Annotated in this window: 30 protein-coding genes; 18 read left to right on the forward strand and 12 right to left on the reverse strand. The window is 63.8% G+C overall.

All coding sequences use genetic code 11. From position 1 onward, the window contains the following. Positions 1-142 precede the first annotated feature (142 nt). The 4 genes from aceK to M52SOB_RS04445 all read left to right on the forward strand — a co-directional run bounded on the left by aceK (position 143) and on the right by M52SOB_RS04445 (position 4,720). On the forward strand, positions 143-1,939 hold the full coding sequence (aceK, locus tag M52SOB_RS04430) for a bifunctional isocitrate dehydrogenase kinase/phosphatase (RefSeq protein WP_131110752.1): 1,797 nt from the start codon (positions 143-145) through the stop codon (positions 1,937-1,939). Beyond that, complete coding sequence (locus M52SOB_RS04435; RefSeq protein WP_131110753.1) at positions 1,936-2,370, forward strand: DUF192 domain-containing protein; 435 nt, start codon at positions 1,936-1,938, stop codon at positions 2,368-2,370. The genes aceK and M52SOB_RS04435 overlap by 4 nt, the downstream gene beginning before the upstream one ends. Before the next feature lie 251 nt (positions 2,371-2,621). After that, a complete protein-coding gene (locus M52SOB_RS04440) occupies positions 2,622-3,755 on the forward strand; it encodes an aminotransferase class V-fold PLP-dependent enzyme (RefSeq protein ID WP_131110754.1) in 1,134 nt (377 codons plus the stop codon). Positions 3,756-3,775: 20 nt separating this feature from the next. Then, positions 3,776-4,720, forward strand: a complete 945-nt coding sequence (locus M52SOB_RS04445) for a PDC sensor domain-containing protein (protein WP_131110755.1) — start codon at positions 3,776-3,778, stop codon at positions 4,718-4,720. A gap of 26 nt (positions 4,721-4,746) precedes the next feature. On the opposite strand, the gene infA is transcribed toward M52SOB_RS04445, so the two are convergent. Both infA and M52SOB_RS04455 read right to left on the reverse strand, forming a co-directional pair. Then, positions 4,747-5,007: a translation initiation factor IF-1 gene (infA, locus tag M52SOB_RS04450; protein WP_131110756.1), complete on the reverse strand. Its 261-nt coding sequence runs from the start codon at positions 5,005-5,007 to the stop codon at positions 4,747-4,749. Positions 5,008-5,102: 95 nt separating this feature from the next. Further along, positions 5,103-5,309: a cold-shock protein gene (locus M52SOB_RS04455; RefSeq protein ID WP_131110757.1), complete on the reverse strand. Its 207-nt coding sequence runs from the start codon at positions 5,307-5,309 to the stop codon at positions 5,103-5,105. Positions 5,310-5,637: 328 nt separating this feature from the next. On the opposite strand from M52SOB_RS04455, the gene M52SOB_RS04460 reads away from it, so the two are divergent. Genes M52SOB_RS04460 through M52SOB_RS04480 form a run of 5 tightly spaced genes read left to right on the forward strand, consistent with a single transcriptional unit; the run spans position 5,638 to position 9,700 of the window. After that, positions 5,638-6,735 (forward strand): 4Fe-4S dicluster domain-containing protein, encoded by a 1,098-nt coding sequence (locus M52SOB_RS04460; protein WP_284155200.1) that lies wholly within the window; start codon positions 5,638-5,640, stop codon positions 6,733-6,735. Between the two features lie 10 nt (positions 6,736-6,745). Continuing rightward, the gene (gene dsrP, locus M52SOB_RS04465) at positions 6,746-7,990 is read left to right on the forward strand and encodes a sulfate reduction electron transfer complex DsrMKJOP subunit DsrP (protein ID WP_172601743.1); all 1,245 of its coding nucleotides are present in this window, start codon (positions 6,746-6,748) and stop codon (positions 7,988-7,990) included. 10 nt (positions 7,991-8,000) lie between these two features. Continuing rightward, entirely contained in the window at positions 8,001-8,870 is an 870-nt protein-coding gene (locus M52SOB_RS04470) for a hypothetical protein (RefSeq protein ID WP_131110759.1), read from the forward strand. Next, the gene (locus M52SOB_RS04475) at positions 8,870-9,304 is read left to right on the forward strand and encodes a hypothetical protein (RefSeq protein WP_131110760.1); all 435 of its coding nucleotides are present in this window, start codon (positions 8,870-8,872) and stop codon (positions 9,302-9,304) included. Before M52SOB_RS04470 ends, M52SOB_RS04475 begins: the two co-directional genes overlap by 1 nt. Before the next feature lie 3 nt (positions 9,305-9,307). After that, positions 9,308-9,700 (forward strand): bacteriohemerythrin, encoded by a 393-nt coding sequence (locus M52SOB_RS04480; protein ID WP_131110761.1) that lies wholly within the window; start codon positions 9,308-9,310, stop codon positions 9,698-9,700. A gap of 60 nt (positions 9,701-9,760) precedes the next feature. On the opposite strand, the gene M52SOB_RS04485 is transcribed toward M52SOB_RS04480, so the two are convergent. Next, positions 9,761-10,345, reverse strand: coding sequence for a superoxide dismutase (locus M52SOB_RS04485; RefSeq protein WP_131110762.1), 585 nt, complete (start codon positions 10,343-10,345; stop codon positions 9,761-9,763). Between the two features lie 60 nt (positions 10,346-10,405). Then, the gene (xseA, locus tag M52SOB_RS04490) at positions 10,406-11,671 is read right to left on the reverse strand and encodes an exodeoxyribonuclease VII large subunit (protein ID WP_131110763.1); all 1,266 of its coding nucleotides are present in this window, start codon (positions 11,669-11,671) and stop codon (positions 10,406-10,408) included. Positions 11,672-12,007: 336 nt separating this feature from the next. Between xseA and M52SOB_RS04495 the strand changes: the two genes are divergently transcribed. Next, entirely contained in the window at positions 12,008-13,984 is a 1,977-nt protein-coding gene (locus tag M52SOB_RS04495; protein ID WP_131110764.1) for a tetratricopeptide repeat protein, read from the forward strand. 170 nt (positions 13,985-14,154) lie between these two features. On the opposite strand, the gene M52SOB_RS04500 is transcribed toward M52SOB_RS04495, so the two are convergent. Beyond that, a complete protein-coding gene (locus tag M52SOB_RS04500; RefSeq protein ID WP_284155201.1) occupies positions 14,155-15,510 on the reverse strand; it encodes an ATP-binding protein in 1,356 nt (451 codons plus the stop codon). Positions 15,511-15,676: 166 nt separating this feature from the next. Continuing rightward, positions 15,677-16,420, reverse strand: coding sequence for an osmolarity response regulator transcription factor OmpR (ompR, locus tag M52SOB_RS04505; protein WP_131110766.1), 744 nt, complete (start codon positions 16,418-16,420; stop codon positions 15,677-15,679). A gap of 125 nt (positions 16,421-16,545) precedes the next feature. Here ompR and M52SOB_RS04510 point away from each other — a divergent pair, with 125 nt between their 5' ends. Then, entirely contained in the window at positions 16,546-16,836 is a 291-nt protein-coding gene (locus tag M52SOB_RS04510) for a hypothetical protein (RefSeq protein WP_131110767.1), read from the forward strand. 108 nt (positions 16,837-16,944) lie between these two features. Then, entirely contained in the window at positions 16,945-17,310 is a 366-nt protein-coding gene (locus M52SOB_RS04515) for a TusE/DsrC/DsvC family sulfur relay protein (protein ID WP_131110768.1), read from the forward strand. Here M52SOB_RS04515 and M52SOB_RS04520 read toward each other — a convergent pair whose 3' ends face one another. From M52SOB_RS04520 to M52SOB_RS04545, 6 genes are all read right to left on the reverse strand, one after another. Then, positions 17,311-18,093: an energy-coupling factor ABC transporter ATP-binding protein gene (locus M52SOB_RS04520; RefSeq protein WP_131110769.1), complete on the reverse strand. Its 783-nt coding sequence runs from the start codon at positions 18,091-18,093 to the stop codon at positions 17,311-17,313. Then, complete coding sequence (locus tag M52SOB_RS04525) at positions 18,093-18,509, reverse strand: ABC transporter permease (RefSeq protein ID WP_284155202.1); 417 nt, start codon at positions 18,507-18,509, stop codon at positions 18,093-18,095. Before M52SOB_RS04525 ends, M52SOB_RS04520 begins: the two co-directional genes overlap by 1 nt. A 308-nt stretch (positions 18,510-18,817) precedes the next feature. Further along, entirely contained in the window at positions 18,818-19,459 is a 642-nt protein-coding gene (locus M52SOB_RS04530; protein WP_131110770.1) for an energy-coupling factor ABC transporter permease, read from the reverse strand. 79 nt (positions 19,460-19,538) lie between these two features. Beyond that, positions 19,539-20,516: a transporter gene (locus M52SOB_RS04535; protein ID WP_131110771.1), complete on the reverse strand. Its 978-nt coding sequence runs from the start codon at positions 20,514-20,516 to the stop codon at positions 19,539-19,541. After that, a complete protein-coding gene (locus M52SOB_RS04540; protein ID WP_131110772.1) occupies positions 20,513-20,944 on the reverse strand; it encodes an ABC transporter permease in 432 nt (143 codons plus the stop codon). The genes M52SOB_RS04535 and M52SOB_RS04540 overlap by 4 nt, the downstream gene beginning before the upstream one ends. Beyond that, positions 20,941-21,654, reverse strand: a complete 714-nt coding sequence (locus tag M52SOB_RS04545) for a DUF4198 domain-containing protein (protein ID WP_172601744.1) — start codon at positions 21,652-21,654, stop codon at positions 20,941-20,943. Before M52SOB_RS04545 ends, M52SOB_RS04540 begins: the two co-directional genes overlap by 4 nt. Before the next feature lie 183 nt (positions 21,655-21,837). On the opposite strand from M52SOB_RS04545, the gene M52SOB_RS04550 reads away from it, so the two are divergent. The 6 genes from M52SOB_RS04550 to M52SOB_RS04575 are packed head-to-tail and all read left to right on the forward strand — an operon-like array spanning position 21,838 to position 25,986. Further along, positions 21,838-22,572: an ABC transporter permease gene (locus tag M52SOB_RS04550; protein WP_172601745.1), complete on the forward strand. Its 735-nt coding sequence runs from the start codon at positions 21,838-21,840 to the stop codon at positions 22,570-22,572. A gap of 2 nt (positions 22,573-22,574) precedes the next feature. After that, a complete protein-coding gene (locus M52SOB_RS04555; RefSeq protein WP_131110775.1) occupies positions 22,575-23,519 on the forward strand; it encodes an MlaD family protein in 945 nt (314 codons plus the stop codon). Beyond that, the gene (locus tag M52SOB_RS04560) at positions 23,516-24,157 is read left to right on the forward strand and encodes a hypothetical protein (RefSeq protein ID WP_131110776.1); all 642 of its coding nucleotides are present in this window, start codon (positions 23,516-23,518) and stop codon (positions 24,155-24,157) included. Before M52SOB_RS04555 ends, M52SOB_RS04560 begins: the two co-directional genes overlap by 4 nt. 10 nt (positions 24,158-24,167) lie before the next feature. Continuing rightward, positions 24,168-24,863, forward strand: a complete 696-nt coding sequence (gene tsaB / locus M52SOB_RS04565) for a tRNA (adenosine(37)-N6)-threonylcarbamoyltransferase complex dimerization subunit type 1 TsaB (RefSeq protein WP_131110777.1) — start codon at positions 24,168-24,170, stop codon at positions 24,861-24,863. Then, on the forward strand, positions 24,860-25,297 hold the full coding sequence (rimI, locus tag M52SOB_RS04570; protein ID WP_284155203.1) for a ribosomal protein S18-alanine N-acetyltransferase: 438 nt from the start codon (positions 24,860-24,862) through the stop codon (positions 25,295-25,297). Before tsaB ends, rimI begins: the two co-directional genes overlap by 4 nt. Then, positions 25,294-25,986: a uracil-DNA glycosylase gene (locus M52SOB_RS04575; protein ID WP_131110778.1), complete on the forward strand. Its 693-nt coding sequence runs from the start codon at positions 25,294-25,296 to the stop codon at positions 25,984-25,986. The genes rimI and M52SOB_RS04575 overlap by 4 nt, the downstream gene beginning before the upstream one ends. Positions 25,987-25,991 lie beyond the last annotated feature (5 nt).

Here is a 25,991-nt window from a genome sequence, read left to right on the forward strand (position 1 = left end):
CTGACAGTCTCCCCGCCCGCGAGGGCGGGGCTGGGGGTGGGCGGGTGTTTGTTCTTGCGCTTGGGGTATTTCATCCTCTGCGGGGGAGCGTGGCGTTCAGCGCGTTAGAATCGATCGCACTGAGTTCGATGAATCCCGAAAAATGGCTGTAACCCTGAGTCTGGCGCCGGGCGCGTCGCTGCTCGAACGACAGGCGTTGGCGATCGCGCAGACCTTGCTGGCCGGTTTCGACAGGCACTATCGCTTGTTCCGTGAGATTTCGGCGGCAGCCAAGGAATACTTCGAGGCAGGCGACTGGCCCGGGGTGCAGCGAGCCGTCCGCGAACGCATCCAGTTTTACGATGACCGGGTCGCCGAGACGGTCGCGCGCCTGCACCGCGAGTTCGGCCAAGATGCCCTGGATACCGACATCTGGCGTCAGGCCAAGCTCTATTACATCGGCTTGCTGACCGAACACTCCCAGCCGGAGCTGGCGGAAACCTTTTTCAATTCGGTGTTCTGCAAGATCCTGCACCGCACCTATTTCCACAACGAATTCATCTTCGTGCGGCCGGCCATCTCGACGGAGTACATCGAGTCCGATCCGCCTGCCTTTCGCTTTTACTACCTGCGCGAAGCCGACTGGCGTGCGGCGCTGGCCCGCATCTTCCTCGATTTCGGCTGGCGGCGTCCGTTTGCCGATCTCGAACGCGACATCGACTGGCTGTTGCGCGCCGTGCGCGAGCGTTACCCGGTGCTGCCCCTGCGCGATGAAAACTTCCAGATCCAGGTGCTGTCCTCGGCCTTCTACCGCAACAAGGCTGCCTATGTGATCGGCAAGGTGATCAACGGCGCGGCCGAATATCCGTTCGCCGTCCCGGTGCTGCATGATGGAGAAGGCAGGCTCTATCTCGATACCCTCCTGCTCGATGCGGCGGACATCGGCGTGCTGTTTTCGCTCTCCCGCGCCTATTTCATGGTGGATATGCCGGTGCCGGCGAACACCGTACAGTTTTTGCGCAGCCTGATGCCCAACAAGCCGCGCGCCGAGATCTATTCGATGCTCGGGCTCGGCAAGCAGGGCAAGACCTCGTTCTACCGCGGCCTGATCTCCCATCTGCATCACTCGGACGATCAGTTCGTCATCGCGCCGGGCATTCGCGGTCAGGTAATGCTGGTGTTCACGCTGCCGTCCTACCCCTATGTCTTCAAGGTGATCAAGGATCGCTTCGGCGCCAGCAAGGAAGTCGATCACGCCACGGTGAGACGCAAGTATCAGCTCGTCAAGCAGATCGATCGCGTCGGTCGCCTGGCCGATACCCTCGAGTTTTCTCTGGTCGCGCTGCCGAAGGAGCGGCTGGCACCCGAGTTGATCGAGGAGTTCCAGCACGAGATTCCTTCGCAGCTCGAAGAGGAGGGCGGCGATTTGATCATCAAACATCTCTACATTGAGCGGCGCATGGAACCGCTCAATCTGTATCTGGAGCGTGCGCTCGCCGCCGGCCGTGACGATCAGGTCGAGCAGGCGGTGATCGAATATGGCAACGCCATTCGCGAGCTGGCGATCGCCAACATCTTCCCGGGCGATCTGCTATGGAAGAATTTCGGGGTGACGCGCTATGGCCGCGTGGTGTTCTACGATTACGACGAAATCGAGTTCATGACCGACTGCCGTTTCCGGCGCATTCCGCCGCCGCCCAACGAAGAAGCGGAGCTGTCCGGCGAACCTTGGTATTCGGTGGGCAAAAACGACGTGTTTCCCGAAGAGTTCGCCGCTTTCCTGCTCGGCGATCCGCGTATCCGCGCCGCATTTATGAAGCATCATGCCGACCTGCTCGATGTCGGCTTCTGGCAGCGTGCGCAGGAAGACATTCGCAGCGGAAAGATCCGCGACTTTTTTCCCTATCCCGAGTCGCTGCGTTTTTGCCACCGCTTTGACGAAAGGAAGGAGACCCGATGAAAGCACTCATCACGGCCGTCTTGCTGTTGACGGCTCTCGGCGCCGCCGCCCAGTCGTTGCCGGTGATCGAACTCAACGCCGGCATCCACCGCATCGAAGCCGAAGTGGCCGCCAGCCCCGAGGCGCGCATGCGCGGGCTGATGCAGCGCACGACACTGCCGCCCCAGCGTGGCATGCTGTTCGTCTTCGACCAGGAGGCGCGCCACTGCATGTGGATGAAGAACACCTATCTGCCGTTGTCGGTCGCCTTTCTCGATGCCGCGGGCCGCATCCTCAACATCGAGGAGATGCAGCCGCAGACCGAGGACAATCACTGCGCCGCGCGGCCGGCGCGCTTTGCGCTGGAAATGAATGCCGGCTGGTTTGCCCGACGCGGCATCCGGGCGGGTGACACCATCGGCGGCATCGGCAAGGCGCCGCGCGCGTTTTGAAGCGCCAGGTGCCGTATCACCAGCGCCGACATTTGTTAACGCGCATGCCGGCAATCGGCACCCGCTGAGGATGAAATACCATGCGCAAAAATAAACGCCCGCCCTCCCCCAGCCCCTCCCTCGCGGGAGGGGAGACTATCAGCGCGGCTTGCGCCGCGAAGGGACTCTGCCGTCAAGGAAACGAAGGGCGGCGCTCTTTGCTTTGTATTTCACGTTAATCTGGATGCTCGTCAACGCACAAGGAGATTCGCATGCCCGGCTTGCTGCCCAACGTCGATCCCGACGGACTGCTCGAATACTCGGTCGTCTATACCGACCGCGCGCTGAATCACATGTCGGTGAAATTCCAGGCGGCGATGCGCGACATCTCCCGAATCCTCAAGACGGTCTATCACGCCGAAGCAGCCATCGTCGTGCCGGGCAGCGGTACTTTCGGCATGGAAGCCGTGGCGCGGCAGTTCGCCACGGGCAAAAAGTGCCTGGTCATCCGCAATGGCTGGTTCAGCTACCGCTGGAGTCAGATCTTCGAAATGGGCGCGATTCCTGCCTCCACGACGGTCCTCAAGGCGCGTCGCATCACCGCAGCATCGCAATCCCCTTTCGTGCCTGCTCCGATCGATGAGGTAGTGGCAGCGATCGAGGCGGAAAAGCCCGACCTCGTTTTCGCACCGCATGTCGAGACTTCTTCCGGCATGCTGCTGCCGGACGATTACCTGCGCGCTGTCGCCAATGCCGTGCATGCGCAGGGGGGCTTGTTCGTGCTCGACTGCGTCGCCTCGGGGGCACTGTGGGTGGACATGGCCGGGCTCGGCGTCGACATCCTCGTCACGGCGCCGCAGAAGGGCTGGAGCGGGCCGCCATGCGCGGGGCTGGTCTGTCTGGGCGCGACGGCGCTGGCACGCATCGAGGCAACGACCAGCACCAGCTTTGCGCTGGATCTCAAGAAATGGTTGCAGATCATGCAGGCTTATGAGAAGGGCGGGCATGCCTACCATGCGACGCCGCCGACCGATGCGCTCGTCGCCCTGCGCGATGTGATGTGCGAGGCCGAGCAGTACGGTTTCGAACGGCTTCGGGCGGCACAGATCGAACTGGGCAGCAAGGTGCGCAGGGTGCTCGCCGATGCCGGTTTCAAAAGCGTTGCCGCGCCGGGTTACGAAGCGCCGGGGGTCGTCGTCTGCTACACCGACGATCCGGACATCCAGTCAGGCAAAAAATTCATTGCCCAGGGCGTGCAGACGGCGGCGGGGGTGCCGTTGCAATGCGACGAGCCCGCCGATTTCCGCACCTTCCGCATCGGCCTGTTCGGTCTGGACAAGCTGTACGCCGTCGATCGCACGGTGGCCACTTTCGCTGCCGCGCTCGGGAAAGTGCTGGGGCGCTGAACACGACTTTAGGGATACCTGTGGCCGAAAACTGGAAAGCCTCGATCGAACGGCAGCGCGCTGCGCTCGCCGCACAGCTGCATGCGCCGATGGCGCGGCTCGCTTCCCTGTGCCCGCCGCTCTGGGGAGATCGGGAAAAGCTCGATGCCTTGCTGCGCGAGCATTTCGGCGAGGTGCCGCACGTCAAGTATCTCTACTGTCTCGATCCCAAGGGCGTACAGATTTGCGACAACGTCGGTGCGGACCGCCTGTCGACCGTCCATTTCGGGCGCGACCGCTCCCACCGTTCCTACATGCGCGAACCGATGCCGCCCTGGGGTTTCCTGCTCTCCGATGCCTATGTCAGTCAGTCGGGGCGGCCTTCGATCACCGCGCTGCATGTGGTTCGCCAGGGTGACCGGTTGCTCGGTTATCTGGGCGCCGACTTCGATGTGCGCCATCTACCGACGGCCACCGCCCTGCACGAGGAATCGCGTGCCTGGCGTCAGATCAAGGGTGACCCGTCGATCCGCGGCACCGTGTTCCTGCAGGAACGTATCGACAGTCCGATGGATCGCCACATCGATCAGGCGCTGACGATCCTCGAAGAGTTGATCACCGACCGGGGCCTGTTTCAGGCAGTGATCCATTTTTCCAGTAGCCGGGTCACCGCCTGGTTTCTCGACGATCCCTACCGCTATCGTCTGATCGACGACGAGGCGCTCGCCGATCCGGATGTCTGCCTGCTCTATCCGCGTCGGCCGTGGCCGGACGATGCATTGATGCCGCGCGATGCCATCCGGCCGATCCTTGCCGGCATGCGCGAGTTGCGCCTGGCCGATCGCACCATTTACCTGCGCTCGGCGTCGATCAACATCTTCAACGGCATGGTGAGTCTGACCTTTTCCTGCGATGGCTCACATTATCTGAGCTACGCGGATTTTCTTGATCGCAAGAGCGGTTTCTGGCTCGGCATCGGCGGCTGAGAGCAGCAATTGCTGGCGCTTGCCCGTCAATACTTGCGACGGGGGGACGCGGCGGGAGTGTTGCGCGCTTCGAGATGGCGGAAGGTGATGCGCCCCTTGCTGAGATCATAAGGCGACAGTTCCAGGGACACCTTGTCTCCCGCGAGGATGCGGATATGGTGCTTGCGCATTTTCCCGGCACTGTAGGCCACCAGGTCGTGACCGTTGTCGAGGGTGACGCGGTAGCGCGAATCGGGCAGCACTTCCATCACCACGCCGTTCATTTCGATGAGTTCTTCTTTGGCCATCTGAGAGCCTCCGTGAGGTAAACGAAAAAGCCCGGGCGGGCCCGGGCTCCGTCAGACTACCCGCCGGTCGTTTGGACGGGCGGGGCGTCTGTGGCTCAGTCGATCGGCCGAATGTTCGATGCCTGCTGACCCTTGGGGCCGCTCGTGACGTCGAAATTGACGCGCTGACCTTCGCGCAGCGTCTTGAAGCCGCTGGTCTGGATTGCGGAAAAATGGGCGAAAAGATCGTCACCGCCAGCTTCCGGCGTGATGAAACCGAAGCCTTTGGAATCGTTGAACCACTTCACTGTACCTGTTGCCATGTCTTGAATATCCTGAAAAAACAAAAATTGGGGTTGCCCCCATACTGGGGCGAAACTCAAGACAGCGGGTGGTGCAGGGGAAGGACAGCAACCCGGGAACCGGGGTGCGCGTACAAAACCAGACAACGACGACACTACTTGAAAATCGCTGGATCGGACTATGCGCGCTTTCGCAAGGAAATGCAACGAAAAATTTGTAACAGTTGCAAGGTCTTCGATTCGCCTTGATTTGATCTGAGTCAAAGCAGAGTATCAACAAATACTTATGATGGCCCGCTTTATGTTTTGGCGGTGGCCATCACGCCAGACGGTTCCTAATTACCGGAGGATGACTGTGACAGAAGACATGAATTCGCAGGCGGGTGCCGAGCGGCAGGATACACAAGTTCCGCGGCAACCGGCGCCCGCCGATCCATCCCGTGTTGCCCTGAAAACCTCGCGTCGTGATTTCTTGAAGAGCGGCGGAATGTTGAGCCTGTCCTCGCTGATGGGCACGGCGGCATTGATGACCGAATCCGATGATGCGCAGGCGGCGATCGAATGGGCCGAGCACTTCCAGAAAAATTATCGCCTGATGACGCCGGAGGAAAAGGCCGAGGCACGCGCACGGCTCGAACGGCGCTATTCCGAGGAATACGGCAAGAAGGTCACCGTCGATACCACCGAGGCGCAACCCGGCGTGCTGATGGGTTATGCGCTCAACATCCGCAAGTGCATCGGTTGCCGGCGCTGCGTGCATGCCTGTGTCGCCGAGAACAACCAGTCGCGCGGCAGGAACCGTCCTGGTGAAAAGATCGAGTGGATCCAGGTGCTGCGCATGGAACGCGGTAAGTTCGAAGCCGAGAAGATGAATCACGGCTATCCGGAGGGTCTGGGCATCCAGGTTGGCGGCAATGCCTATACACCGGTCGGCCAGGTGCTCGAAGGCCAGTATCACTACACACCGGACCTCGTACCCGAGAAAGATGCCACCTACATGCCGATCGCCTGCATGCAGTGCGAGAAGCCGCCTTGCGTGAAGGTGTGTCCGGTGCGTACCACCTATCGCGAGCCGGACGGCGTGGTGGTGATCGACTACAACTGGTGCATCGGCTGCCGCATGTGCATGGGCGCCTGCCCTTACTGGGCACGTCGTCTCAATGTCACCAACCCCGTGCTGCCGAAAGAAGAGATGAATCCGGTGACACACTATCTCGGTAACCGGCCCCGGATGCGTGGTGTGGTCGAGAAGTGTCACTGGTGTCTGCAACGCACTCGTCATGGGCGCTATCCGGCCTGCGTCGAGGCTTGCCCGGTCGGTGCCCGCAAGTTCGGCAACCTGCTCGATCCAAACAGCGAGGTGAGCCTGATCCTGGCGCGGAAGAATGTCTTCCGTCTCAAGGCCGAGCTCAATACCTTCCCGAAGTTCTTCTATTTCTACGATTGAGGAGGCGGCCGTGCTGATCCGTTTCATTTCCGACTACGTGCGCTATGTCCTCAAGGGGGGCAGCAAGTTCTACACATGGATGGGCATCTTGGGGGTATTCATCCTCGGCATGCTCTATGTGTTCTACCTGCAGAACACCGATGGCCTGATCGTCACCGGCATGACCAGCCAGATCCACGAGGGACTCTACTTTGCCAATCTGGTGTTCCTCGTCGGCGTCGCGGCGGGGGCGGTGACCATCGTCTTTCCGGCCTACGGCTATCATCACGAGGGGATGCACAAAGTGGCGGTGCTGGGCGAGATGCTGGCAATAACCGCAGTGATCATGGTGATGATGTTCGTGTTTGCCCACATGGGGCGGCCCGACCGCCTCTGGCACATGATCCCGCCCTGGGGTATCTACAGCTTTTCCTCGATGCTCGGTTGGGACGTGATGGTGCTCACCGGCTATCTGTTCCTCAACTTCGTCTGCGGCTTCTACTACCTGTGGTGCAAATACACCGGCAACCCGATCAACTACAAGTGGTTCCTGCCGGTGGTGTGGGTCGCGATCGTCTGGGCATTGTCGATCCACACCGTGACGGCCTTCCTGATCTCGACGATGCCGGCGCGTCCGATGTGGCATCACAGCATGATGCCGATCCGCTTCATCACCACCGCGTTTGCCGCGGGTCCGGCACTGATCATCCTGGCCTTCCTGATCATCCGCAACAACACCCGGTTCTGGATCGATGACAGCGTGATCAAGCTGCTGACCACCATCGTCACCTGGTGTCTCGGTATCGCGATCTTCCTCACCCTGTCGGAAGTCGTCGTCGAGCTGTATGCCCGCACCGAGCACGCCAATGGCCTTTACTACCTGATGTTCGGCCTGCATGGACTGACCCGCCTGGTGCCGTGGTTCTGGTCTTCGGTCGTGCTGATGGTGGGCGCCTTCATCCTGTTCCTGATCCCGCGCTTCCGCAACGACTTCAAGCTGCTGGTCATTCCCTGCGTGATGTCGTTTGCCGGCATCTGGATCGAAAAGGGCATGGGCCTGATCGTTCCCGGTTTCATTCCCACCCCGATCGGCGAGGTGACCGAGTATTACCCGACCTTCGTCGAGTGGCTGATGACGTTGGGTATCTGGGCCTTCGGCTTCTTCATCCTGACCATCCTGCTCAAGGGCGCCATCGGCATCCTGCTGGGCGAAGTCAAATATGGCGGCAAGCCGGCCACTGCAGGCTATGGCGCACAAGCGGCCGCAGCGAAGTGAGGTTGACACCATGAAGAAACTCGCGATAACCGCTCTGATCCTCGCCGCGAGCGGCGGCGTGCTGTTTGCGGTGTCCGCCGCTGAAAAATCCGGCGCGCCGGCGCAGGAACCAGCCGCCCAGGCGCAACAGGCTGCACCCTCTGAAGGCAAGCCGGCCGAGTCTGCGGCACCGCAAGAGGTCGTTTGCTTCGAGAGCCGCAAGGGGGCTTCGGAAGTGACCCAAAGGGAGATCAGTCCTGGCTGGCCTAATGTCAAGTGCTCGCCGACCACTGGCGCCGCGCTCTGGTACGGCGATCCGTTCGACGGCACCGTGCCGATGGGCAAGATGCCCGGCCTCGAAAACATTCCCGAGGGCCATGCTCTCGTCAAACCGCGCTCGCAGAAGCTGGCCATCTTGCCGATGTGCGCAACGGCCTGTCACAATGGTGTGGGCCCACAGTTCACGCCGCCGACGCTGCCGAAAGACAAGAAGCCGACGCCGATCCCGACCATGGAAGGCCTGTTGCCGGAGCTCAAGGAGTTCCAGCATGGCCGCGGGCGCATCTGGTGTCTCGATTGCCATCACACCACCCAGCGCAACAAGCTGGTCGACAACTTCGGCGATCCGATCGATTTCGACCAGTCGCAGCTGCTGTGCGGCAAGTGTCATGGTGACAAGCTGCGCGACTGGCGCGACGGCATCCATGGCAAGCGCATCGGCGAGTGGGCCAGCGACGGTAAGAAGCGCTGGTTCCTGTGCACCGAATGCCACAATCCGCACAACGTCCAGCAAGGCGAACGCAACCGCGGCTTCGCGCAACTGCAGCCCGAGCCGCCCCCGCAGACGCCGAAGGGCATGCAGGGCATGAAGCACGAGCTGGTGCATCCGGTTGCGCACTGATGGCGGAATCGATCGAAAACGACCAGCCCCCGCCCGTCCGGGGTGACCCGACGTGGGTCCCCCCGGCGCTGACGCGCGAGGAAAAGACCCGCCATGTCGGCAAGACGCCGGTGTTCTTCGGCCCGCCGCTGGCGATCCTCACCGATGGCCTGAAAAACACGCTGGAGATCTCCGGAAGGCTCAACCGCACCGCCGAGCGCTATCTCGAAATCCTGCGCAGCCATGGACTGGAACTCACCGAAGCGGAACGCCAGTGCATCGCACACATCTGCAACATCGGCTTCATGTCGCCGCAGGAAATCCGCGAACTGCCCTTCGAGGTCGAGCTGACCAAGTTCGATCATCCCGATCTCGACAAGGCGGTATTGAAACAGAAGCTCGAGGCCGCCAGCTTCGCCGATCTGGTGGCCGTCGTCGAATCTCTAGGCTTTTGAGCGATGACCAACCGATTGAACTGGGACGAGCGTTTCAGTGTCGGGCATGAAGTGCTCGATGCGCAGCACAAGCACTTTTTCGCGTTGTGCAACGCCATGGCCGACTCATTGGCTGAGGAGGCGGCGCAAGAGCGTTTCGATCAGTTGTTCGCGGAGTTGATGGACAAGGCGCGGGAACATTTCGCCGCCGAGGAAGCGCTACTCGCCGATTGCGGTTATCCCGAACTCGACGACCAGCGCAGTGAGCAGGAGGAGTTCGCCTTTCTGGCCGATGAAATCGCCACTACCGAGAATTTCGACCGCAGCGAACTGCAGACCTTCCTGGCATTGTGGTGGGCGGGACACGTGATGGGCGCGGCGCGGAACTACCCGCCTTGGCTTGCCGGCCGCGACTGAGACCGGATGCATAAAACGAAACGGGCGCCGCGGCGCCCGTTTTCCCGAAGTAGCGTGGGATTACGCGAAGTTCTTTTCGGCGAACTCCCAGTTCACCAAGTGGTTGAGGAAGGTCTCGACGAACTTCGGGCGCAGGTTGCGGTAATCGATGTAGTAGGCGTGTTCCCAGACGTCGATGCACAGCAGCGGCTTGTCGCCCGTGGTCAGCGGAGTGCCGGCAGCGCCCATGTTGACGATGTCGACCGAGCCATCGGCCTTTTTGACCAGCCAGGTCCAGCCCGAGCCGAAATTGCCGACCGCGGACGCCTGGAAGGCCTTCTTGAACTCGTCGAACGAGCCCCACTTCTTGTTGATCGCGTCAGCCAGGGCGCCGCTCGGCGCACCACCGCCGTTCGGCTTCATGCAGTTCCAGAAGAAGGTGTGGTTCCAGACTTGTGCGGCATTGTTGTAGATGCCGCCGGCCGGCGCCTTCTTGACGATCGCTTCGAGATCGAGGTTTTCGTATTCGGTGCCCTTGATCAGGTTGTTCAGGTTGGTGACGTAAGCCTGATGATGCTTGCCGTAGTGGTAGTCGAAGGTTTCCTCGGACATGTACGGCGCCAGGGCGTTTTTCGGATAGGGCAGGGGGGGAAGGGTGTGTTCCATGTCGTTCTCCTGTTTATTGGGGTTGAAAGCTCGCAAACTATATGGCGCTCGGACACGATTTTACAAGTCGCCGGCCGGGGTGATCGTCTCGATGTGGCCGCAGGCCTTGCCGCGGGCAAACTGTAGCTCGATACGTTCTCCAGCTGCGAGACGGCTGGCGTCCCGCACGATGGTGCCATCGACCTGGCGCACGATGCTGTAGCCGCGTTCCAACGTGGCGAGCGGTGAAAGACCGACCAGCGCGCCTCGACAACGGGAAAGGCTGTGTTGGCAACGCGCCAGCCGGTCGTGGATGGCCCGACGCAGACGGTGTTCCAGCGGGCCGAGACGGGTCTGTTGCGCCAGGCGTCGCTCGATCGCCGCGTGCAAACGGTGTTCGAGCGATTCCAGCCGTTGACGTCCGGCGGCGAGCCGCTGGGCGGGATGAATGAGTCGCAGGGCCAACCGGTCGACTGCCTGCATGCGGCCCTCCAGCGCCGTTCGCAACGTGCGCTGCAAGGTAGTGGCGAGAGTGGCGAGCTCCTTGGCCGCGGCATGCCAGCCGGCGCTGGCCAGTTCTGCGGCGGCGGTGGGGGTTGCGGCCCGCTGGTCGGCGACGAGATCGGCGATCGTCGTGTCGGTTTCGTGGCCGATGCCGGCGATGATGGGCATCGGCGCGGCGGCGATCTGCCGCGCCACCGCCTCATCGTTGAAGGCCCAGAGGTCCTCGAGACTGCCACCGCCGCGCACGAGCAGCAGCAGATCGCATTCGGCGCGCTCATAGGCCTTGGCCAGGGCGGCAACCAGGCTGGCCGGGGCGTCCGTGCCTTGCACCAGGGTCGGATAGACGATCAGCTCGACATGTTTCGCCCGCCGCGCGAAGGCGGCGAGCACGTCGGACAGTGCTGCGGCCTGGGCGGAGGTGACGATGCCGACCCGGCATGGGTAGCGCGGCAGCGGCCGCTTTCGGGCGGCATCGAGCAATCCTTCACGGCCGAGCTTGTCGCGCAGCTGCAGGAAGCGCTCGTAGAGGCGGCCAAGGCCGGCGCGGCGCAGAGCTTCGACGTTGAGCTGGAATTCTCCACGTGCCTCATAAAGCGTGACGAGCGTCTGCGCTTCGACCTGTTGGCCGTTTTCGAGCCGCCAAGGCAACAGTTGGGCACGCGAACGGAACATCACGCAGCGCACCTGTGCTTGGTCGTCCTTCAGGGAAAAATACAGGTGCCCGGATGCGGCACGCGTCAGGTTGGAAATCTCGCCGCTGACCCACAGCAGTGGGAAGTGCTGTTCGAGCAGCTGACGGGCGGCACGGTTGAGCTCGCTGACGGTGAGGATTTCTGCGTTCAATTGGTGCGAAAATGGGGTTAAAAGGGTGGCTGGAGGCACTCGGCGAATGCTACCTCATCCACAATCGTGTTTCGTCTCCGAGAATCTTGCCGAAATGTGACTGGAGTGCCGCCAAAATCTCGCAATATCCGTATAACTCATTGATAAATAATGATATTTATTTTGGTCAGTTTTGCGCCGAAGTAACAAAAGTCCTTTCCCGATGGCTACTTAGCAACATCATGCGCAAGCGATTCACAAAGTTATCCACAAATTTTGGGGATAATTCGAACAGCCGTCGTTTCTGGTCGCTTTTCTCATTTTCGCCCGCTGCCGTTCTCTGATCTTGCCTGGCCGATGAACCTCGTCCCGCTGGAAACCCCTGCGCTGATCGGCCTGTTTCGCGAGGCGCTCGAGGGTAGCCTGGTCGAGCGCGGCATTGCCGAAGGGCTCGACCTCCTCGGTCATGCCGATGCCTTCTGGCAGGAGGTCGAGTGGCCGGAGTTGCAGCGCATGGCGCAGGGCGGCAATCCTCACGCCCAAGCGGAACTGGCCTGGCGTTTCGCGGTCGGCAAGGAGGTGCCGCAATCGGCGCAGGATGCGGTGCGCTGGGCGACACGCAGCGCGGAACGACAATGCCCGGCCGGCGAGGCGGTGCTGGGCTGGCTGCTCTATCAGGGCATCGGTCTGCCGCGCGATTTTCGTGAGGCGGCGGCGCTCTTCGAACGGGCTGCGCGGCAGCAGGATGGCCGCGGCGCGACCTGGTTCGCGCTCTGCCTGCTGCGCGGGCATGGCGTGGCTGCTGACCGCGAGCGCGGCTTGACGTTGCTGCGCGAAACGGCAGAGCATGGCAACCGCGAGGCGCAGTACTGGATGGGCAGATTGTCCTATGCGGGCGATTACCTTCCTGTCGATCCCGCAGCGGCCGTGGCTTGGTTGCGCCGCGCCAGTGGGCAAGGCCATGCCGAGGCGTCCGATCTCCTTGCACGCTGCTGCTTCTTCGGTCGTGGCATCGCCCAAGACCGCGCCGAAGCCGTACGGCTGTGGCGCGAAGCCGCCAAGACGGGGGTGCCGACGGCGATGTTCAGCCTTGGCCTGTGTTTGTATGCGGGGGAAGGGGTGGCGGTCGATTACCCTGAAGCGGTGCGCTGGCTGCGTGCCGCGGCACGGCAGGGGGTGGTCGAAGCGATGACCCTGCTCGGCCAATGCGCGACCTTCGGCTTCGGCCTGCCCGCCGACCCGGCCGCCGGTCTGGCCTGGTATCGTCGGGCGGCCGCGCTCGGCAGCCGTGAAGCGCAATTCGAGCTGGGCGAAGCCCATGCGGCCGGCCTCGGACTGGTCGAGCGTGATTTGATGCAAGCCGTGCATTGGTGGCGCGAGGCGGCCAGCCGCGGCCATGCGCGCGCGCAGCTCAAGCTGGGCCATTGCTACCGTTGGGGCGAAGGCGTCGAGGAAAACAAGGCGCTGGCGCTCGCCTGGTACCGACGGGCTGCGGCGGGCGGCGAGGCGAGCGCGCACGTCTGGCTCGGGGAATGTCACGAGCATGGCGAGGGCGTGGCGGCCGATCCGGTCGCGGCGCGTCGCCATTACCATGAAGCCGCCACGGCAGGTCTTGCGCATGGCAAGGCCGAGCTGGGGCGTTGTCTGCTGTATGGGATCGGTGGCCAGGCCGACATCGAGCGCGGCGAGGCCCTATTGCGCGAAGCGGCCGAGCAAGGCTGGCAGCCGGCGCTGGACGAGCTGGAACGTTACTGGTTCAACGAGGGCGAGCGCCATTTCCACGGCCGCGGCACGCTCGTCGATGCCGCGCGTGCCCGCGAGTGCTACCGCAAGGCCGGTGAGCTCGGCCACCGTCGCGCCGCCTGGATGCTGGCCGAATGTCTGCGTCACGGTCTCGGCGGCCCAAACGACGCCGTGCAGGCGGTGACCTGGTACCGGCGCGCCGCGACCTTGTTCGACGCCAAGCTGGCGCTCGCGGATCTTTATTACCACGGCGAGGGCGTGGTACAGAATTACCGCGAGGCCTATCGCTGGTTCGCCCAGGCGGTCGAGCAGCACGAGGATGCCTATGCGCTCTACAGCCTCGGTTTCATGCTGCTTTATGGCCAAGGGGTGCGCCGCGACGCGAAACGTGCACTGAAGTATTTGCGCCGTGCGGCGCTGCTCGGCGAACCGAATGCCCAGTACGAGCTCGGCTGCGCCTGGTATCGCGGCGCCGGCGGGACGAAGAATCCGAAGCTGGCGATGAAATGGCTGCGCATGGCCGCCGCGCATGGGCACGAGGCCGCGCGTGCCTTCCTAGAACGCATTGGCGAGGGAAAGAAGCTCAATTGAACCCAGATTGTCCATTGGAACACGAGCGGGTTTCGAAGGTGAGGGCGAGCAGGTTTGCGTCCCCGCGACGAGCCAATAACGGTGTCTATTGGCGAGGAGCGGGGGCGCGAAGAAGCCGCCCGCAGCCCGAAACCCGCCGTGTAGGGCGATGAAATGACCGTTTCGCATGCTCATGGCGCATCAGCCTGGTCTAATGGACAATCTGGGTTGAAGGGCAGCACGATCCGTGCCGCGAGCCCGCCGCCTTCGCGTGGCAGGAGTTCCAGATGCCCGCCATGGGCGCGCGCGATGCGCTCGACGATCGCCAGGCCGAGACCGGCGCCGCTCGCATTGGTGCGTGCCGCCTCGCCGCGCGTGAAAGGCTGCTTCAGGCGCTCGGCGTCCTCTGGAGCGATGCCGGGTCCGCGGTCGAGCACGGCGATGACGAGCCGGCCGTCTTCCCGCTCGAGCGCCAATTCCACCGGTGCGCTGCCGCCGCCATGGCGCAGCGCATTTTCGATCAGATTGACGATCGCCCGCCGCAGAGGCTCGCGCTCGACCGGGTGCGAAAACTCGGCGCTGGCGGGACGGCACTTCACCTTGTCGCCATAGCGCGCGGCGATCTCTTCGAGCCATGCGGCGAGATTCGTCGGCGCCGCTGCGGCACTTACCTGCGCCTGTGGGCGTGCGAAGTCGAGGAACTGGCCGATGGTGCGATCCATTTCGTCGATGTCGGCCGCCATGCCGGCGCGCGCCTCCGAATCGCTGACCGAGAGTTCGATCTCCATACGCAGACGCGCAAGCGGGGTGCGCAGGTCGTGCGAGATGCCGGCGAGCAGCAGGCGGCGATCCTCTTCGAGCCGGGCGAGGTTCGCGCTCATCTGGTTGAAGGCGTGGGTGACGGCGACGATCTCGTCGGGGCCGCGTTCGGGGAGCTTGGCGGGTGTTTTGCCCTGGCCGAGCTGGTGCGCCGCGCTTTCCAGTGCCTTGAGCGGACGGGTGAGCAGCAGCACGATCAACCAGGCGCCTGCCAGCGCGAGGAGCAGCACCAGGGCGCCCCAGCCCAGCCACTGCAGCGGAAAGCGTCGTTCGAGGCGTTCGCGCGGCAGTGCGAGCCAGAATTCGCCTTCCTCGCCGGGAAAGATGCGGAAGCTGACGAACAGCCCCGGCTCGCCATTGAGCTCGAAGGCAAGCCGTGTCTGCGGGCCGAGCCGCTCGCGCAGGTCGGCCTCCAGATGACGGGTGAGCGGCGAGGGCGGCGGTGGCGTGACGCGGTCATCGGCTTCTGCCGGATAGACGTGCACACCTTCGCTGTCGGACAGTTCGGCCAACAGGTCGAGGCGCCGTTCCGGTCGCGCGGTGAGCAAGGCGGTGCGCGTCAGATTGCTGATGCTGACGATCATCTGGCTCAAGACGTGGGCGCGCGGCTCGATCTCGGCCTGACGGAAGATCGCGAGCCAGGCGGCCACCGCCGCCAGCATCAGCGTGGCGATCAGCAGGAAAGCGCGCCATAACAGGCTGCGCGGCAGCAATTTAGTGGAATCCACAGCAAAAAATGAGCCAACGATCGTTTCGACGACGAAAGCTACCCTCGCGGCGGCACGCCGCGCTGACAGTCTCCCCTCCCGCGAGGGAGGGGCTGGGGGTGGGCGGGTGTTTATTTTTGCGCATGGGCATTTCATCCTCTGCGGGTGAGTGTGCTGTCATGCGCGTTTAGGCCGCATCCCCGCCGTCGGGAACGAACACGTAGCCGAAGCCCCAGACCGTCTGGATGTGGCGTGGCTTGGCCGGGTCTTCTTCGACGAGCTTTCTCAAGCGCGAGATCTGCACATCGATCGCGCGGTCGAACACGCCATGCTCGCGGCCGCGGGCGAGTTCCATCAGCTTGTCGCGCGACAACGGCTGGCGCGGATGCTTGAGCAGCACCGCGAGCAGGCTGAATTCGCCGGTGGTGAGCATCGTCGTGCTGCCGTTGCGCCGCAACTCACGGGTGGCGAGATTCACCTCGACCTTGCCGAAGCGGACGATCTCCGACGTCGGCGCGGGCGCACCCGCCGGCATCAACCTGCTGCGTCGGCGCAGGATGGCATGGATGCGCGCGACCAGCTCGCGCGGATTGAAGGGTTTCCCCAGATAATCGTCGGCGCCGAGCTCCAGGCCGACGATGCGATCGATGTCGTCACCCTTGGCGGTGAGCATCAGGATCGCGACGTCATGGTAAGCGTCGCGGTTCGCGCGCAGCCGGCGGCAAATCGACAGACCATCCTCGCCGGGCAGCATCAGGTCGAGCACGATGAGATCATAGAGCTCGCGCTCGAGCTGGCGATCCATCTGCGGCGCGTCGCCCACCGCCTTGACGGTGAAGCCTTGCTCGCCGAGATAGCGTTCGAGCTGGCTTCTCAGCCGCACATCGTCATCGACGACGAGGATTTTCGGTTTGCGGGTCTCGGTGTTCATGATTTGCAAGGATAGCGCCGAATGTCCGCTGGAATCTTATCCGGATGTTGCATGGCCGGCCCTCGGCAACGGATTGTTACAAAGCCGGGCTCGCCTGGGCAGTGCCGCGTCCTACAATTCCAGTCATGAAAAAGCGCGTGCAGATTCTCTTCCTGCTGGGGTGGCTGGCAAGTATGGCGAGCGCAGGGGCGCAGGAGGCGCCGTTTGCGCCACCCGGCCCGCCGCGGCCAAGCGAAGCGCCATGGCAGCCACGCTACGGGATGCCCCCGGAACAGCGCGAGCACTGGCGGGAGTGGCGCGAAGAGCGGCGCGAGCGCCACGAGGCGTGGCGACAAATGTCTCCAGAAGAGCGGCAACAGCTGCGTCGCGACATCCGCGATGCGGGGCGGTTTTATCGGCGCGGTCCTGGGCGCTGAAATTTCCTCCTTGACATCACAGGGTAATGTGCTTATTTAAAAGCATAGTAAAAGAGTCGGGTAAAGCCGACCGCTCGTTGCACCCGAAACACACCCAAGGAGGCTGCCATGTACGACATCAACAAGTTCATCGCCAATCCGAAGCTCGCCAATTTCGATGCCGAAGGTTTTCTCGCCGACTTGCCGCACTGGTCGCCGCGCGTCGCCCACCAGCTCGCCGAAGAGGAGGGTTTGACCTTGACCGAGGCGCATTGGGACGTGATCCATCACCTGCGCGAGATGTACCGCGCCGAAGGGCCGCAATGGAAAGCGCGCGACGTGACCCAGGCGCTCGAGAAGGCATTCGCTCATGAGGGCGGCCGTCGGCATCTGTATGCCCTCTTTCCCGGTGGTCCGCTGGCGCAGGGCTGCAAACTGGCCGGCCTGCCGCTGCCGCAAGGTACGCTCGACCGGTCCTTCGGCAGTGTGCATTGATCAACTGCTGCCCCAATCATGGGCGTGCAAATGGCTATGCTGCGCGCCGCCGTGCCGGTGACGGTGGCGGTGCGCGAGATGCGCTTCTTCGAGTAGCGCGAGGTTGCCCAGCGCCGCCTCGACCGGGCCGTCGAAGAGCAACCGGCCACGTGGGTCCAGGACGATACAGCGGCTGCCGAGTTCGGCGGCGAGTGACAGATTGTGGGTCGCTGCGACCACCGTCATGCTCGATTCGATGAGCAGATCGATGAGCCAGCCGACGCTGGCCGGATCGAGGCTGGCCGAGGGTTCGTCGAGCAGCAGCAGTTTCGGCTCCAGCACCAGGATCGCGGCGAGCGCCACTTTCTGCTTTTCACCGCCGGAGAGCAGAAACGGCGGTTTGTCCAAGAGCGCTGTGAGCCCCAGGGCGGCGGCCCAGTGCGCGACGCGCGCCTCGACGTCGGCAAGCCCCAGCTGCCGCGGCCCATAGGCGATTTCCTCGCGCACCGTCGGATTGAACAGCATCGCCTCCGGATGCTGGAAGAGCAGCGCGCACTCGGTGCGAAAGCGCCGCGCGAAGTGCCGTTCCGCCAGCGCCGACTTTGTGAGCGGCATGCCCTCGTAAAGGAGGGAGCCCGACTGCGGTTCGATGAGCCCGTTCATCAGCTTGAGCAGGGTGGATTTGCCGCAGCCGTTGGCACCCAACAGCACGAGCTTGTCGCCGGCGCGCACCTTGAGCGAGAGAGTTTCGATCACCGGCGGGTCGGCTTCCCAGCCGAAGCGTATGTCGTTGAGTTCCAGCATCAATCGAACGTTCCGCGCGAGCGCATCGCCAGCGCCACGTCAAGGGCCTGCGCCTGTGCCTTGTCGAGCAGGGCGATGACCTGTGCGCCGGCGTGATGGCGACGGTCGAGGAGACGGGGGCGCGCGATGTTCCGGCTAGCGAAAGCCAGGCGAAAATCACCGAGCACGCGCTCGAAGGTGCGGATCTGGCCGAGCGTCAGTGTGACCAGCCGCCGTGCGGTCGGCAGACCGTCGAGCGCGGCGATGAGATCGCCTTGCGCGACGAACCAGAAACCGAGATAGACCATCAGCAGCACGCGCAGGTTGGCAAGCAGCAGCCAATCGACATCGATGCGGCCTTGCCACAGACCGACCAAGACGACGCCGAGGCTCACCGACAGATTGAAAGCGAGGATCGCAATGAGGCTGCGGCTCAAGATGCGCCAGCGCGTTTTGCCGGCAAGCAGCAAAGCGAGGGCGAACCCGGCGGCGAGAAGCGCCGGCTGATGGATGAGCGTCGGCGCTGGCAGAACGGCAAGGTAGAGGAGGAGTTTTTGGCGCGGTGTAAAGTGAAATACAAGGCAAAAAGTGCGCCGCCTTTCGTTTCCTTGACGGCAGCCTACCTTCGCGGCGCAAGCCGCGCTGATAGTCTCCCCTCCCGCGAGGGAGGGGTTGGGGGAGGGCGGGCGTTTATTTTTGCGCATGGTATTTCATCCTCCGCGGGTGCCGATTGCTGGCATGCGCGTTAGGATGTCCATTTGCGTGCTTTCGCATAGCGCCAGACGAACAGGGTGAGCGCCGCTTCGGCGAGGCCTATCAGGGCATGGGGGATCAGGATCGCCGGCAAGGTGATCGACCAGCCGAAGGGAAAGAACAGCGGCGAACCGTCGGGTTTGTGGGCGATCAAGGGCTGCAGCCCCAGCACGAGGGCGATGACGATGCCCGGCAGGATGACGGAAGCCCAGGCGGATAACAGCACCGCGACGGATTCGTTGCTGCGTTTTACCAGGCGGAAGATGATCAGTGCCGTCCCGCTGCCGATGAACCCCATCGCCAGGGCATTGACCGGCAGCGCGGTCAAGCCCCCGGCGCCGAAGAGCAGCGCCTGTAGGAGCAGCACGCCGGAATAGGCGAGAAAGGCGAGCCGCCAGCCAAACAGCAGTGCGAGCATTGCGACACCGATCAGATGCGCCGAGGTGCCGCCGGGCAGCGGCAGCATCACCAGCCCCAGGGCATAGGCGAGCGCCGTGACCATCGCCAGACGTGGCAGCAGGGTTTCATCCAGTCGCGATTTGAGCCCCCGGGCCGCCCAGACCCACGTCCCGACGGCCAGCAGCGTGGCGGGCAGATAGGTCTGCGGCGAGAGGAAGCCGTCGGGGATGTGCATGGCAGAGGTCAGGGATCAGAGGTCAGGGATCAGAGGTCAGGGGGTCAGAGGTCAGGGATCAGGGATCAGGGATCAGAGGTCAGAAGAGGTAGGAGGCGGAAAAGACCAGCCGGTATTTTTCCTTGCCTTCGGCGCCCTGCTGGTCGGCCGATTCGTTGAGACGGGTCCACACCGCTTTCTTGATGCCGAAGGCGAAGCTCATGTTGTCCTTGTAGAGCCTCAGCCCCGGCATGAGATAGAGCATTCTGCCGCCGGTGGCCTCGGCCGGCGCGCCGTTTTCGATGTCGCGGCCCAGTTGCAGGTATTGCGCCTCCAGTACGCCATCGAGCCGCAGGCGATGCTCGGCATGCGAGTGGAGACGTTGCGCGAGGCCGAGGTTCAACCGATTCTCGGTGCCGAATTTCATCGTCTGGCCGTCGTCGTAACGGTATTCGCGGAAACGGATCGTCGAGGCTTCGAGGTTGAAGGTGATATCACGCGTCAGCTGCTTGGTCGCCGTGACGCCGAGGCTGAGCGCCGGTTTGCCGAAACCGTGTGCTTTGCCGGGATCGATCGTCCCGTCGGCGAGCCGATGGTTGGCGTTGCCGGTCGGCAAGGTGCTACCGAAGAACACGGTGAAATGCCAGTCTTCCATGTCGTCGAGGCTCTCGTGCGCCGGCACGAGTTTGAGCCCGCCATCGTATTTGAAACCGATCTGGCCCATGACCGAGACATCGGCCCAGCCTTTCGAATCGAGCCCGCCGGGCTCGTCGATCTTGACGTGATAGGGGACGAAGAAATAGGCCGAGAACCAGGGGGTGAACCCGTGGCCCAGCCCCAGCATCCAGTAGTTGGCATAATCGCTTTCCGGATTGGCAGGGTCCGGATCATAGGTCTTGAATTTCGCATGATCGAGCTTGGCATAGAGCAGCGTTTTGCCGACGGGCAGGACGGCGGAACTCGCCGACTCGACCGGCGCGCCCGGCCCTTCGAGGGCGGCCGCGCCGACACCGGCGACGCCGTGATGGGCGAGCGCGACAGTCGGCGAAAGCAGCAGGGAGATCATGAGGCGTTTCATCGTTTCCTCCGCAGGAAAAGTTGCCAGAGACCAAACAGGCCGAAGATCAAGGCGATGCCGCTCAAGGCGATGAGCCAGCGTGGCGGCGTCGGATCGGCGGCGGGCGTTGCCAAAGCGGCGGCATCGTGGATCGGCACGGTGATTTCCTGGCTCACCCCATGGCCATCGGCCGAGGTGGCCGCAAGTTGCCATTTCTCGTGTTGGCCGGGCAGGAAAACGATGCGGCCGGCGGCGTCGGTGTTGCCGACCTGCTGCGGCGTGGGTTGTCCTGCGGCGGTGAGGGCGTATTTTTCGTAAGCGAAGGGCTCGCCATTGGCATAGGAAAGCGTGATCACCACGGCGCGCGAGGGTTCGATGCGCATGTGCACTTCGTGCGCCGCCACGAGGGGGCTCAAGCCAAGCAGCAACAGGCCGAGAAAACGCTTCATTGCGGCAGCTCGAATTGCAGCGTAGCCGCCATGATCTCGACATCGGCCTTGCCGTCGGCAAGCGGCTGCTCGAGGCTTGCCGAGATGAGCTGCAGCCCGCCATGGCGCAGACGGATCGCGATCTTGCCTTGCGGGTCGGTCGTGCCGCGCGTCTCGCCGTGATAGGCCACCGGCACGTTCGCCTGCGGCTTGCCGGAGAGAACGACCTGCACGATGAGTTTGTCGCCGGGTTTGAGCGTGAATGGATCGGCTTCCGGCACGATTTCCAGCCCTTCGCTCAAAGGGTTTGCAAAGGGCGGCGCCCAGCGCTCGAGCCGCTTGATGCTCTCGGAAGAGCGCCAGCTCTTGATGGCACCAGGCGCTTGCGGCTTCGGCACGTTCTTCGTCTCCCACGGCGTCTTGCTCCAATAGCCGGAAGAAGCGGTAATGAGGAGCGCCGCACACTCGCCGCTGGCTTTCCAGGGCGCGGGGCTTGTCGCAGCGAGCGGACGTTTCCCGCCACGGCCATCGAAACAGCTGGCGGCGGTGACGAAATTCTTGCCATAGTCCATCGTTTCGGCGCCGGCATGGGCGCTGTGGCGATGGCCTTGATACAGGGTGAATTGCTGGCCGGATTTTTCGATCCACAGATCGTGGGCGAAGGCCGTCGGGGCGCCCAGGCACAGTAAAGCTGCAAGACGCAGCAGGGTGAGCGGGAAAGGACGGGTCATCGCTGCCTCGTATGAAGAAAATCGAGCTTCATCATACGAAGCGTGCCGGGGAAAAGCAAGCGGGGCAGGCCGATCGGCTGCGCGGGTCACGGATGGCGACATGCGCGGCGACATGCGCGTTAAGATGGTGGCGCCATGAGCCGAGCCGATTCTTCCAAGCTTCCATTCCCCGTCCGATTTGGGTTGCTGCGCGCTATCGAGAGCGAATGGCGTTTCGTGCGTTTCTTCGCGCTGTTATTGACCGCGGCGCTGTCGTTCGGGAGCTATCGATCCGCTGTGCGCCGAGCGGTGGCGCAGGCGTTGTGCTTCGCGGCGGGCGAGGCGCTGCCGGGCTATGCGCTGTTCTCGGCGCTCTTCGCCGCGGTGACGACGCACATCGTCGCGGTGAGCGCCGCCAGCTACGGCCTTTCTCATCTGGCGCTCGAAGGGGTGGTGCGCGTCTTCGTCGTCGAACTCCTGCCTCTCGCGGCAGCCTTGTTCGTCGCGATGCGCTCAGGCTTGGCGGTGCTCGATCATCTCGCCGGGCTGCGTGCCCATGGCGAGCCGTTGGCCGTGGGTGAGGCCTTCCTGCGCATCGTGCTGCCCGGTTTCATCGGCAACCTGTTCGCCACGCTGCTGCTGACGCTGGCGAGCAGCCTGATCGCGCTGCTCGTGGCTTATCTCATCGTCTATGGCCTCACCCCCTGGGGAATTGCCGGTTTCTCGCGACTCGTCGGTCAGGTGTTCGACCCGGTGACCCTGCCCGGATTTCTGCTCAAGACAGTGCTGTTCGGTCTGGCCGTCGGGGCGGCGCCGGCCACGGTGGCGCTCGATACGCCGCGCCGCGCCGCGGCGGGCAGCGAAATGCGCGTGATGGCGCGGCTGTTCCTTTCTCTCGTGCTGATCGAAGGTGCGAGTCTCATCGTGCTGCATCTGTGATCATGGACACGGAACCCGTCGAACGCGATCCGCTGGCTACGCCGATTGCGCATGCCACCGCCAAGGCCTATCTACTCTTGGCCTTGCTCATCGCCCTGCTTGCCGGCTTCGTGCTGTACGTGATGCACGCGCGTGGGGTGTTCGAGGAGAAACGGCATTTCGTGCTGCTGGCGGAAAATTCTGAAGGGGTTGCCGTCGGCATGGACATGACCTTTTCCGGCTTTGCGATCGGCCGGGTGGCGAAGATCGAGCTGGGAGAAGACGGCAAGGCGCACATCCATGTCGAGGTGCCAGTCAAGGATGCCCGCTGGCTGCGCACATCCTCGGTGTTCACGCTCGAACGCGGTCTCGTCGGCGGCACAAAGTTGCGCGCCTACACCGGCATCCTCGACGATCCGCCGCTCGAAGAAGGGGCGCGCCGCGAGGTCTTGATCGGTGATGCCACGGCCGGCATTCCGCAGCTCGTCGCGACGATGCGCGAGCTGATTGAAAACCTCAAGCGCATGACGGGCGAGGAAGCGGCGCTCAATAGAAGTCTGGCCAATGTCGAAACCCTCACCGGCCGGATGACGGGCAAAGGCGGCGCCTTGCCCGGCCTGATCGGCGAAGACGGCGCACAGCGGATCCTCGCCGCGCTCGAGCGCACCAACCGCCTGATCGACACGGCGGAAGCGAAGATCGCCGGCTCCGGCGGCGTGCTCGATACGTCACTGGCGGCCGTCGACGAGCTGCGCCGCTTGCTGGCGGCGGCGCGCGAAAGTCTCAGGAAAGTCGATGCGACGCTCGATGAAGCGCAGAAGATCGCCGTGAATGCGCGCGTGGCGAGCGAAGATCTCGATGTCTTGCGCGCCGAGGTCGAGGGGAGTCTGCGGCGCATCTCCCAGCTCGTCGAGGAGGTCAATCGCAAGTGGCCGTTTGCGAGAGATCGGGAGCTCAAGCTGCCATGAGGTACTGGTTGGCGTTGTTACTGCTGCTTTCCGGTTGTGCCGGCGGACCGGCCGTGCCGGACTGGCAGGCCAACGCCCATGCGGCGCTCGCCAGTTACACGAGCGCCTATTTTGCCGGCCACGAGCGTGTTGCCCGGCAGGAGCTCGAGCGCGCCCGCAGAGAGGTTTCCCGCACCGGCGATGCAAGCCAGATGGCGCGGGTGGAGCTCACCGTCTGCGCACTGGCCGTCGCCAGCCTCGCCTCCTCCGAGTGCCCGGCTTTCGAGGCGCTCGAGCAGGATGCCGATGCTGCGGCCAAGGCGTATGCTGACTATCTCGCCGGCCGCTGGGAGAGGCTCGATGCCGAGCGCTTGCCCCCGGCGCAACGCGGTGTGCCGGCAAGCCGCGATGCGCTCGCGACACTTTCCGCGATCGACGAGCCGCTGTCGCGACTGGTTGCGGCTGCCGTGCTGTTGCACGCCGGCCGCCTGCCGCCGGCAGGCATCGCGCTGGCGATCGACACCGCGGCGAAGCAGGGCTGGCGGCGGCCGCTCCTCGCCTGGCTGGGCTTCGACCGCGACCGCTGCCGGGCCGCAGGAGATGCTGAGTGCGCCGCTGCGCGGCAGCGGCGCATCGATTACCTGAGCGGTGCCCGGTAGAATCCGCCGCGTGAAACTGATTGCCTTCGAAGCGGCCACGCGCCGCCTGTCCGTCGCCTTGTGGTGCGACGGCACCGTGAGCGAAAAATGCGCGGATTTCGCCAATGGCGGCTCCGAAGTGCTGCTGCCCTGGGCGCTGGAATTGCTCGCTGAAAGCGGGCTGACGTTGAAACAGCTCGATGGCATCGCCTTCGGCGCCGGCCCCGGCGGCTTTACCGGTTTGCGGCTGGCTTGCGGCGTCACGCAGGGGCTCGCCTGTGGCCTCGATCTGCCGCTGGTGCCGGTATCGACCCTGGCCGCGCTGGCCCTGGCGGCGGGCGACGGTTTAGTGCTCACCTGCCTCGATGCGCGGATGAACGAAGTCTATCTCGGCGCCTATCGGGTTGCCGGGGGGGAGGTCACGGCGCTGATGGCGCCGAAAGTCGGCGCTGGCGGAACGGCACCCCTGCCGGAAGGCGATGGCTTCCGCGGGGTCGGCGATGGCTTTGCGACACCGCACGGCGAGGCGATCCGCGCCCGCATGGGTGGACGTCTCGAAGCCGTCGATGCGGCGCTATTTCCGAGCGCCGCGGCTTGCGCGCGGCTCGCCGCCCCGTTGCTCGCGCGTGGCGAAGGCGTGTCGGCGAGAGAGGCGCAGCCGGTCTATCTGCGTGACAAGGTGGCGCTCACCGTCGCGGAACGCCGCGCGCGCGGCGGTGAGAAATGAGTTTCGTGCCGATGACGCCGGAAGATATCGATGCGGTGCTGGCCATCGAGGAGGCGGTGCAGGAATTTCCCTGGACGCGCGGCAATTTTCTCGATGCGCTCGCCGCCGGTTATGATGCCTGGGTAATGCGCGAAGGCGACCGCCTGATCGGCTTCGCGGTGCTGATGTATGCGGTCGATGAGGCGCATCTGCTGGTGATCGGCATCGCGCCGGATCGGCAGCGCGCCGGACGTGGCCGCGCACTGCTCGAATTCCTCGCCGCGCGGGCGCGCACGGCCGGCATGACGCGCCTGCTGCTCGAGGTGCGTCCCTCGAATCTGCCGGCAGTCGCTTTCTACCGGCAGGCAGGCTTCGTCGAAATCGGCCGGCGGCGGGCTTACTATCCGGCACGTGAAGGAAGGGAAGATGCCATCGTGATGGCCAGGAAACCATGAACCGCGAACAGTTGATCAAGGAAATGGGCCTCGGCCCGATCTGGAAACTGCGCCAGCCGGCGAAGAAAAGGGGCGGCGAGGCAGCGCCTGCCTTGTCGCCATCGGTCGATGAGCGCACCGCCGCGATCGCCGCGATGAGCTGGGAGGAATTGCGGCAAGCCGTCGCGACCTGCACGGCCTGTGAGCTGTACAAGACGCGCAAGCAGGCGGTGCTCGGCGTCGGCGACATCCATGCCGACTGGCTGTTCGTCGGCGAAGGGCCGGGCGCCGAGGAAGACGAGCGCGGCGAACCCTTCGTCGGTCAGGCGGGAAAGCTTCTCGATGCGATGCTCGCCGCGGTCGGTCTCAAGCGCGGTGAGAACGTCTATATCGCCAATGCGGTGAAATGCCGGCCGCCCAACAACCGCACGCCGGAAGCCGCTGAGACGGCGGCCTGCTGGCCGTTTCTCGCGCGGCAGATCGAGCTGATCCGCCCGAAGTTGATCGTCGCGCTCGGCAAGCCCGCCGCACAGACTTTGCTGCAGCAGGAGGTGACGATCGCCAAGGCGCGCGGGATCGTCCATGACTTTGCCGGCATACCCTTGATCGTCACCTACCATCCCGCCTATCTGCTGCGCAACCTGCCGGACAAGGCCAAGGCCTGGGAGGACCTCTGTTTCATGCGCAGGACGATGGCAGGGCTCCGGTAAAATCG

This window comes from Sulfuricystis thermophila (assembly GCF_004323595.1).
Classification (GTDB): Bacteria; Pseudomonadota; Gammaproteobacteria; order Burkholderiales; family Rhodocyclaceae; genus Sulfuricystis; species Sulfuricystis thermophila.

Coding starts and splice junctions, on each gene's coding strand:
- M52SOB_RS04485 (WP_131110762.1), bottom strand. CDS start 10,345: ATGGAACACACCCTTCCCCCCCTGCCCTATCCGAAAAACGCCCTGGCG.
- infA (WP_131110756.1), bottom strand. CDS start 5,007: ATGGCCAAAGAAGAACTCATCGAAATGAACGGCGTGGTGATGGAAGTG.
- M52SOB_RS04495 (WP_131110764.1), top strand. CDS start 12,008: ATGAACCTCGTCCCGCTGGAAACCCCTGCGCTGATCGGCCTGTTTCGC.
- M52SOB_RS04540 (WP_131110772.1), bottom strand. CDS start 20,944: ATGAAGCGTTTTCTCGGCCTGTTGCTGCTTGGCTTGAGCCCCCTCGTG.
- M52SOB_RS04470 (WP_131110759.1), top strand. CDS start 8,001: ATGAAGAAACTCGCGATAACCGCTCTGATCCTCGCCGCGAGCGGCGGC.
- aceK (WP_131110752.1), top strand. CDS start 143: ATGGCTGTAACCCTGAGTCTGGCGCCGGGCGCGTCGCTGCTCGAACGA.
- M52SOB_RS04480 (WP_131110761.1), top strand. CDS start 9,308: ATGACCAACCGATTGAACTGGGACGAGCGTTTCAGTGTCGGGCATGAA.
- M52SOB_RS04475 (WP_131110760.1), top strand. CDS start 8,870: ATGGCGGAATCGATCGAAAACGACCAGCCCCCGCCCGTCCGGGGTGAC.
- M52SOB_RS04560 (WP_131110776.1), top strand. CDS start 23,516: ATGAGGTACTGGTTGGCGTTGTTACTGCTGCTTTCCGGTTGTGCCGGC.
- M52SOB_RS04510 (WP_131110767.1), top strand. CDS start 16,546: ATGAAAAAGCGCGTGCAGATTCTCTTCCTGCTGGGGTGGCTGGCAAGT.
- M52SOB_RS04455 (WP_131110757.1), bottom strand. CDS start 5,309: ATGGCAACAGGTACAGTGAAGTGGTTCAACGATTCCAAAGGCTTCGGT.
- ompR (WP_131110766.1), bottom strand. CDS start 16,420: ATGAACACCGAGACCCGCAAACCGAAAATCCTCGTCGTCGATGACGAT.
- M52SOB_RS04460 (WP_284155200.1), top strand. CDS start 5,638: ATGACTGTGACAGAAGACATGAATTCGCAGGCGGGTGCCGAGCGGCAG.
- M52SOB_RS04555 (WP_131110775.1), top strand. CDS start 22,575: ATGGACACGGAACCCGTCGAACGCGATCCGCTGGCTACGCCGATTGCG.
- M52SOB_RS04575 (WP_131110778.1), top strand. CDS start 25,294: ATGAACCGCGAACAGTTGATCAAGGAAATGGGCCTCGGCCCGATCTGG.
- M52SOB_RS04515 (WP_131110768.1), top strand. CDS start 16,945: ATGTACGACATCAACAAGTTCATCGCCAATCCGAAGCTCGCCAATTTC.
- M52SOB_RS04530 (WP_131110770.1), bottom strand. CDS start 19,459: ATGCACATCCCCGACGGCTTCCTCTCGCCGCAGACCTATCTGCCCGCC.
- M52SOB_RS04520 (WP_131110769.1), bottom strand. CDS start 18,093: ATGCTGGAACTCAACGACATACGCTTCGGCTGGGAAGCCGACCCGCCG.
- M52SOB_RS04440 (WP_131110754.1), top strand. CDS start 2,622: ATGCCCGGCTTGCTGCCCAACGTCGATCCCGACGGACTGCTCGAATAC.
- M52SOB_RS04545 (WP_172601744.1), bottom strand. CDS start 21,654: ATGACCCGTCCTTTCCCGCTCACCCTGCTGCGTCTTGCAGCTTTACTG.
- M52SOB_RS04535 (WP_131110771.1), bottom strand. CDS start 20,516: ATGAAACGCCTCATGATCTCCCTGCTGCTTTCGCCGACTGTCGCGCTC.
- M52SOB_RS04435 (WP_131110753.1), top strand. CDS start 1,936: ATGAAAGCACTCATCACGGCCGTCTTGCTGTTGACGGCTCTCGGCGCC.
- rimI (WP_284155203.1), top strand. CDS start 24,860: ATGAGTTTCGTGCCGATGACGCCGGAAGATATCGATGCGGTGCTGGCC.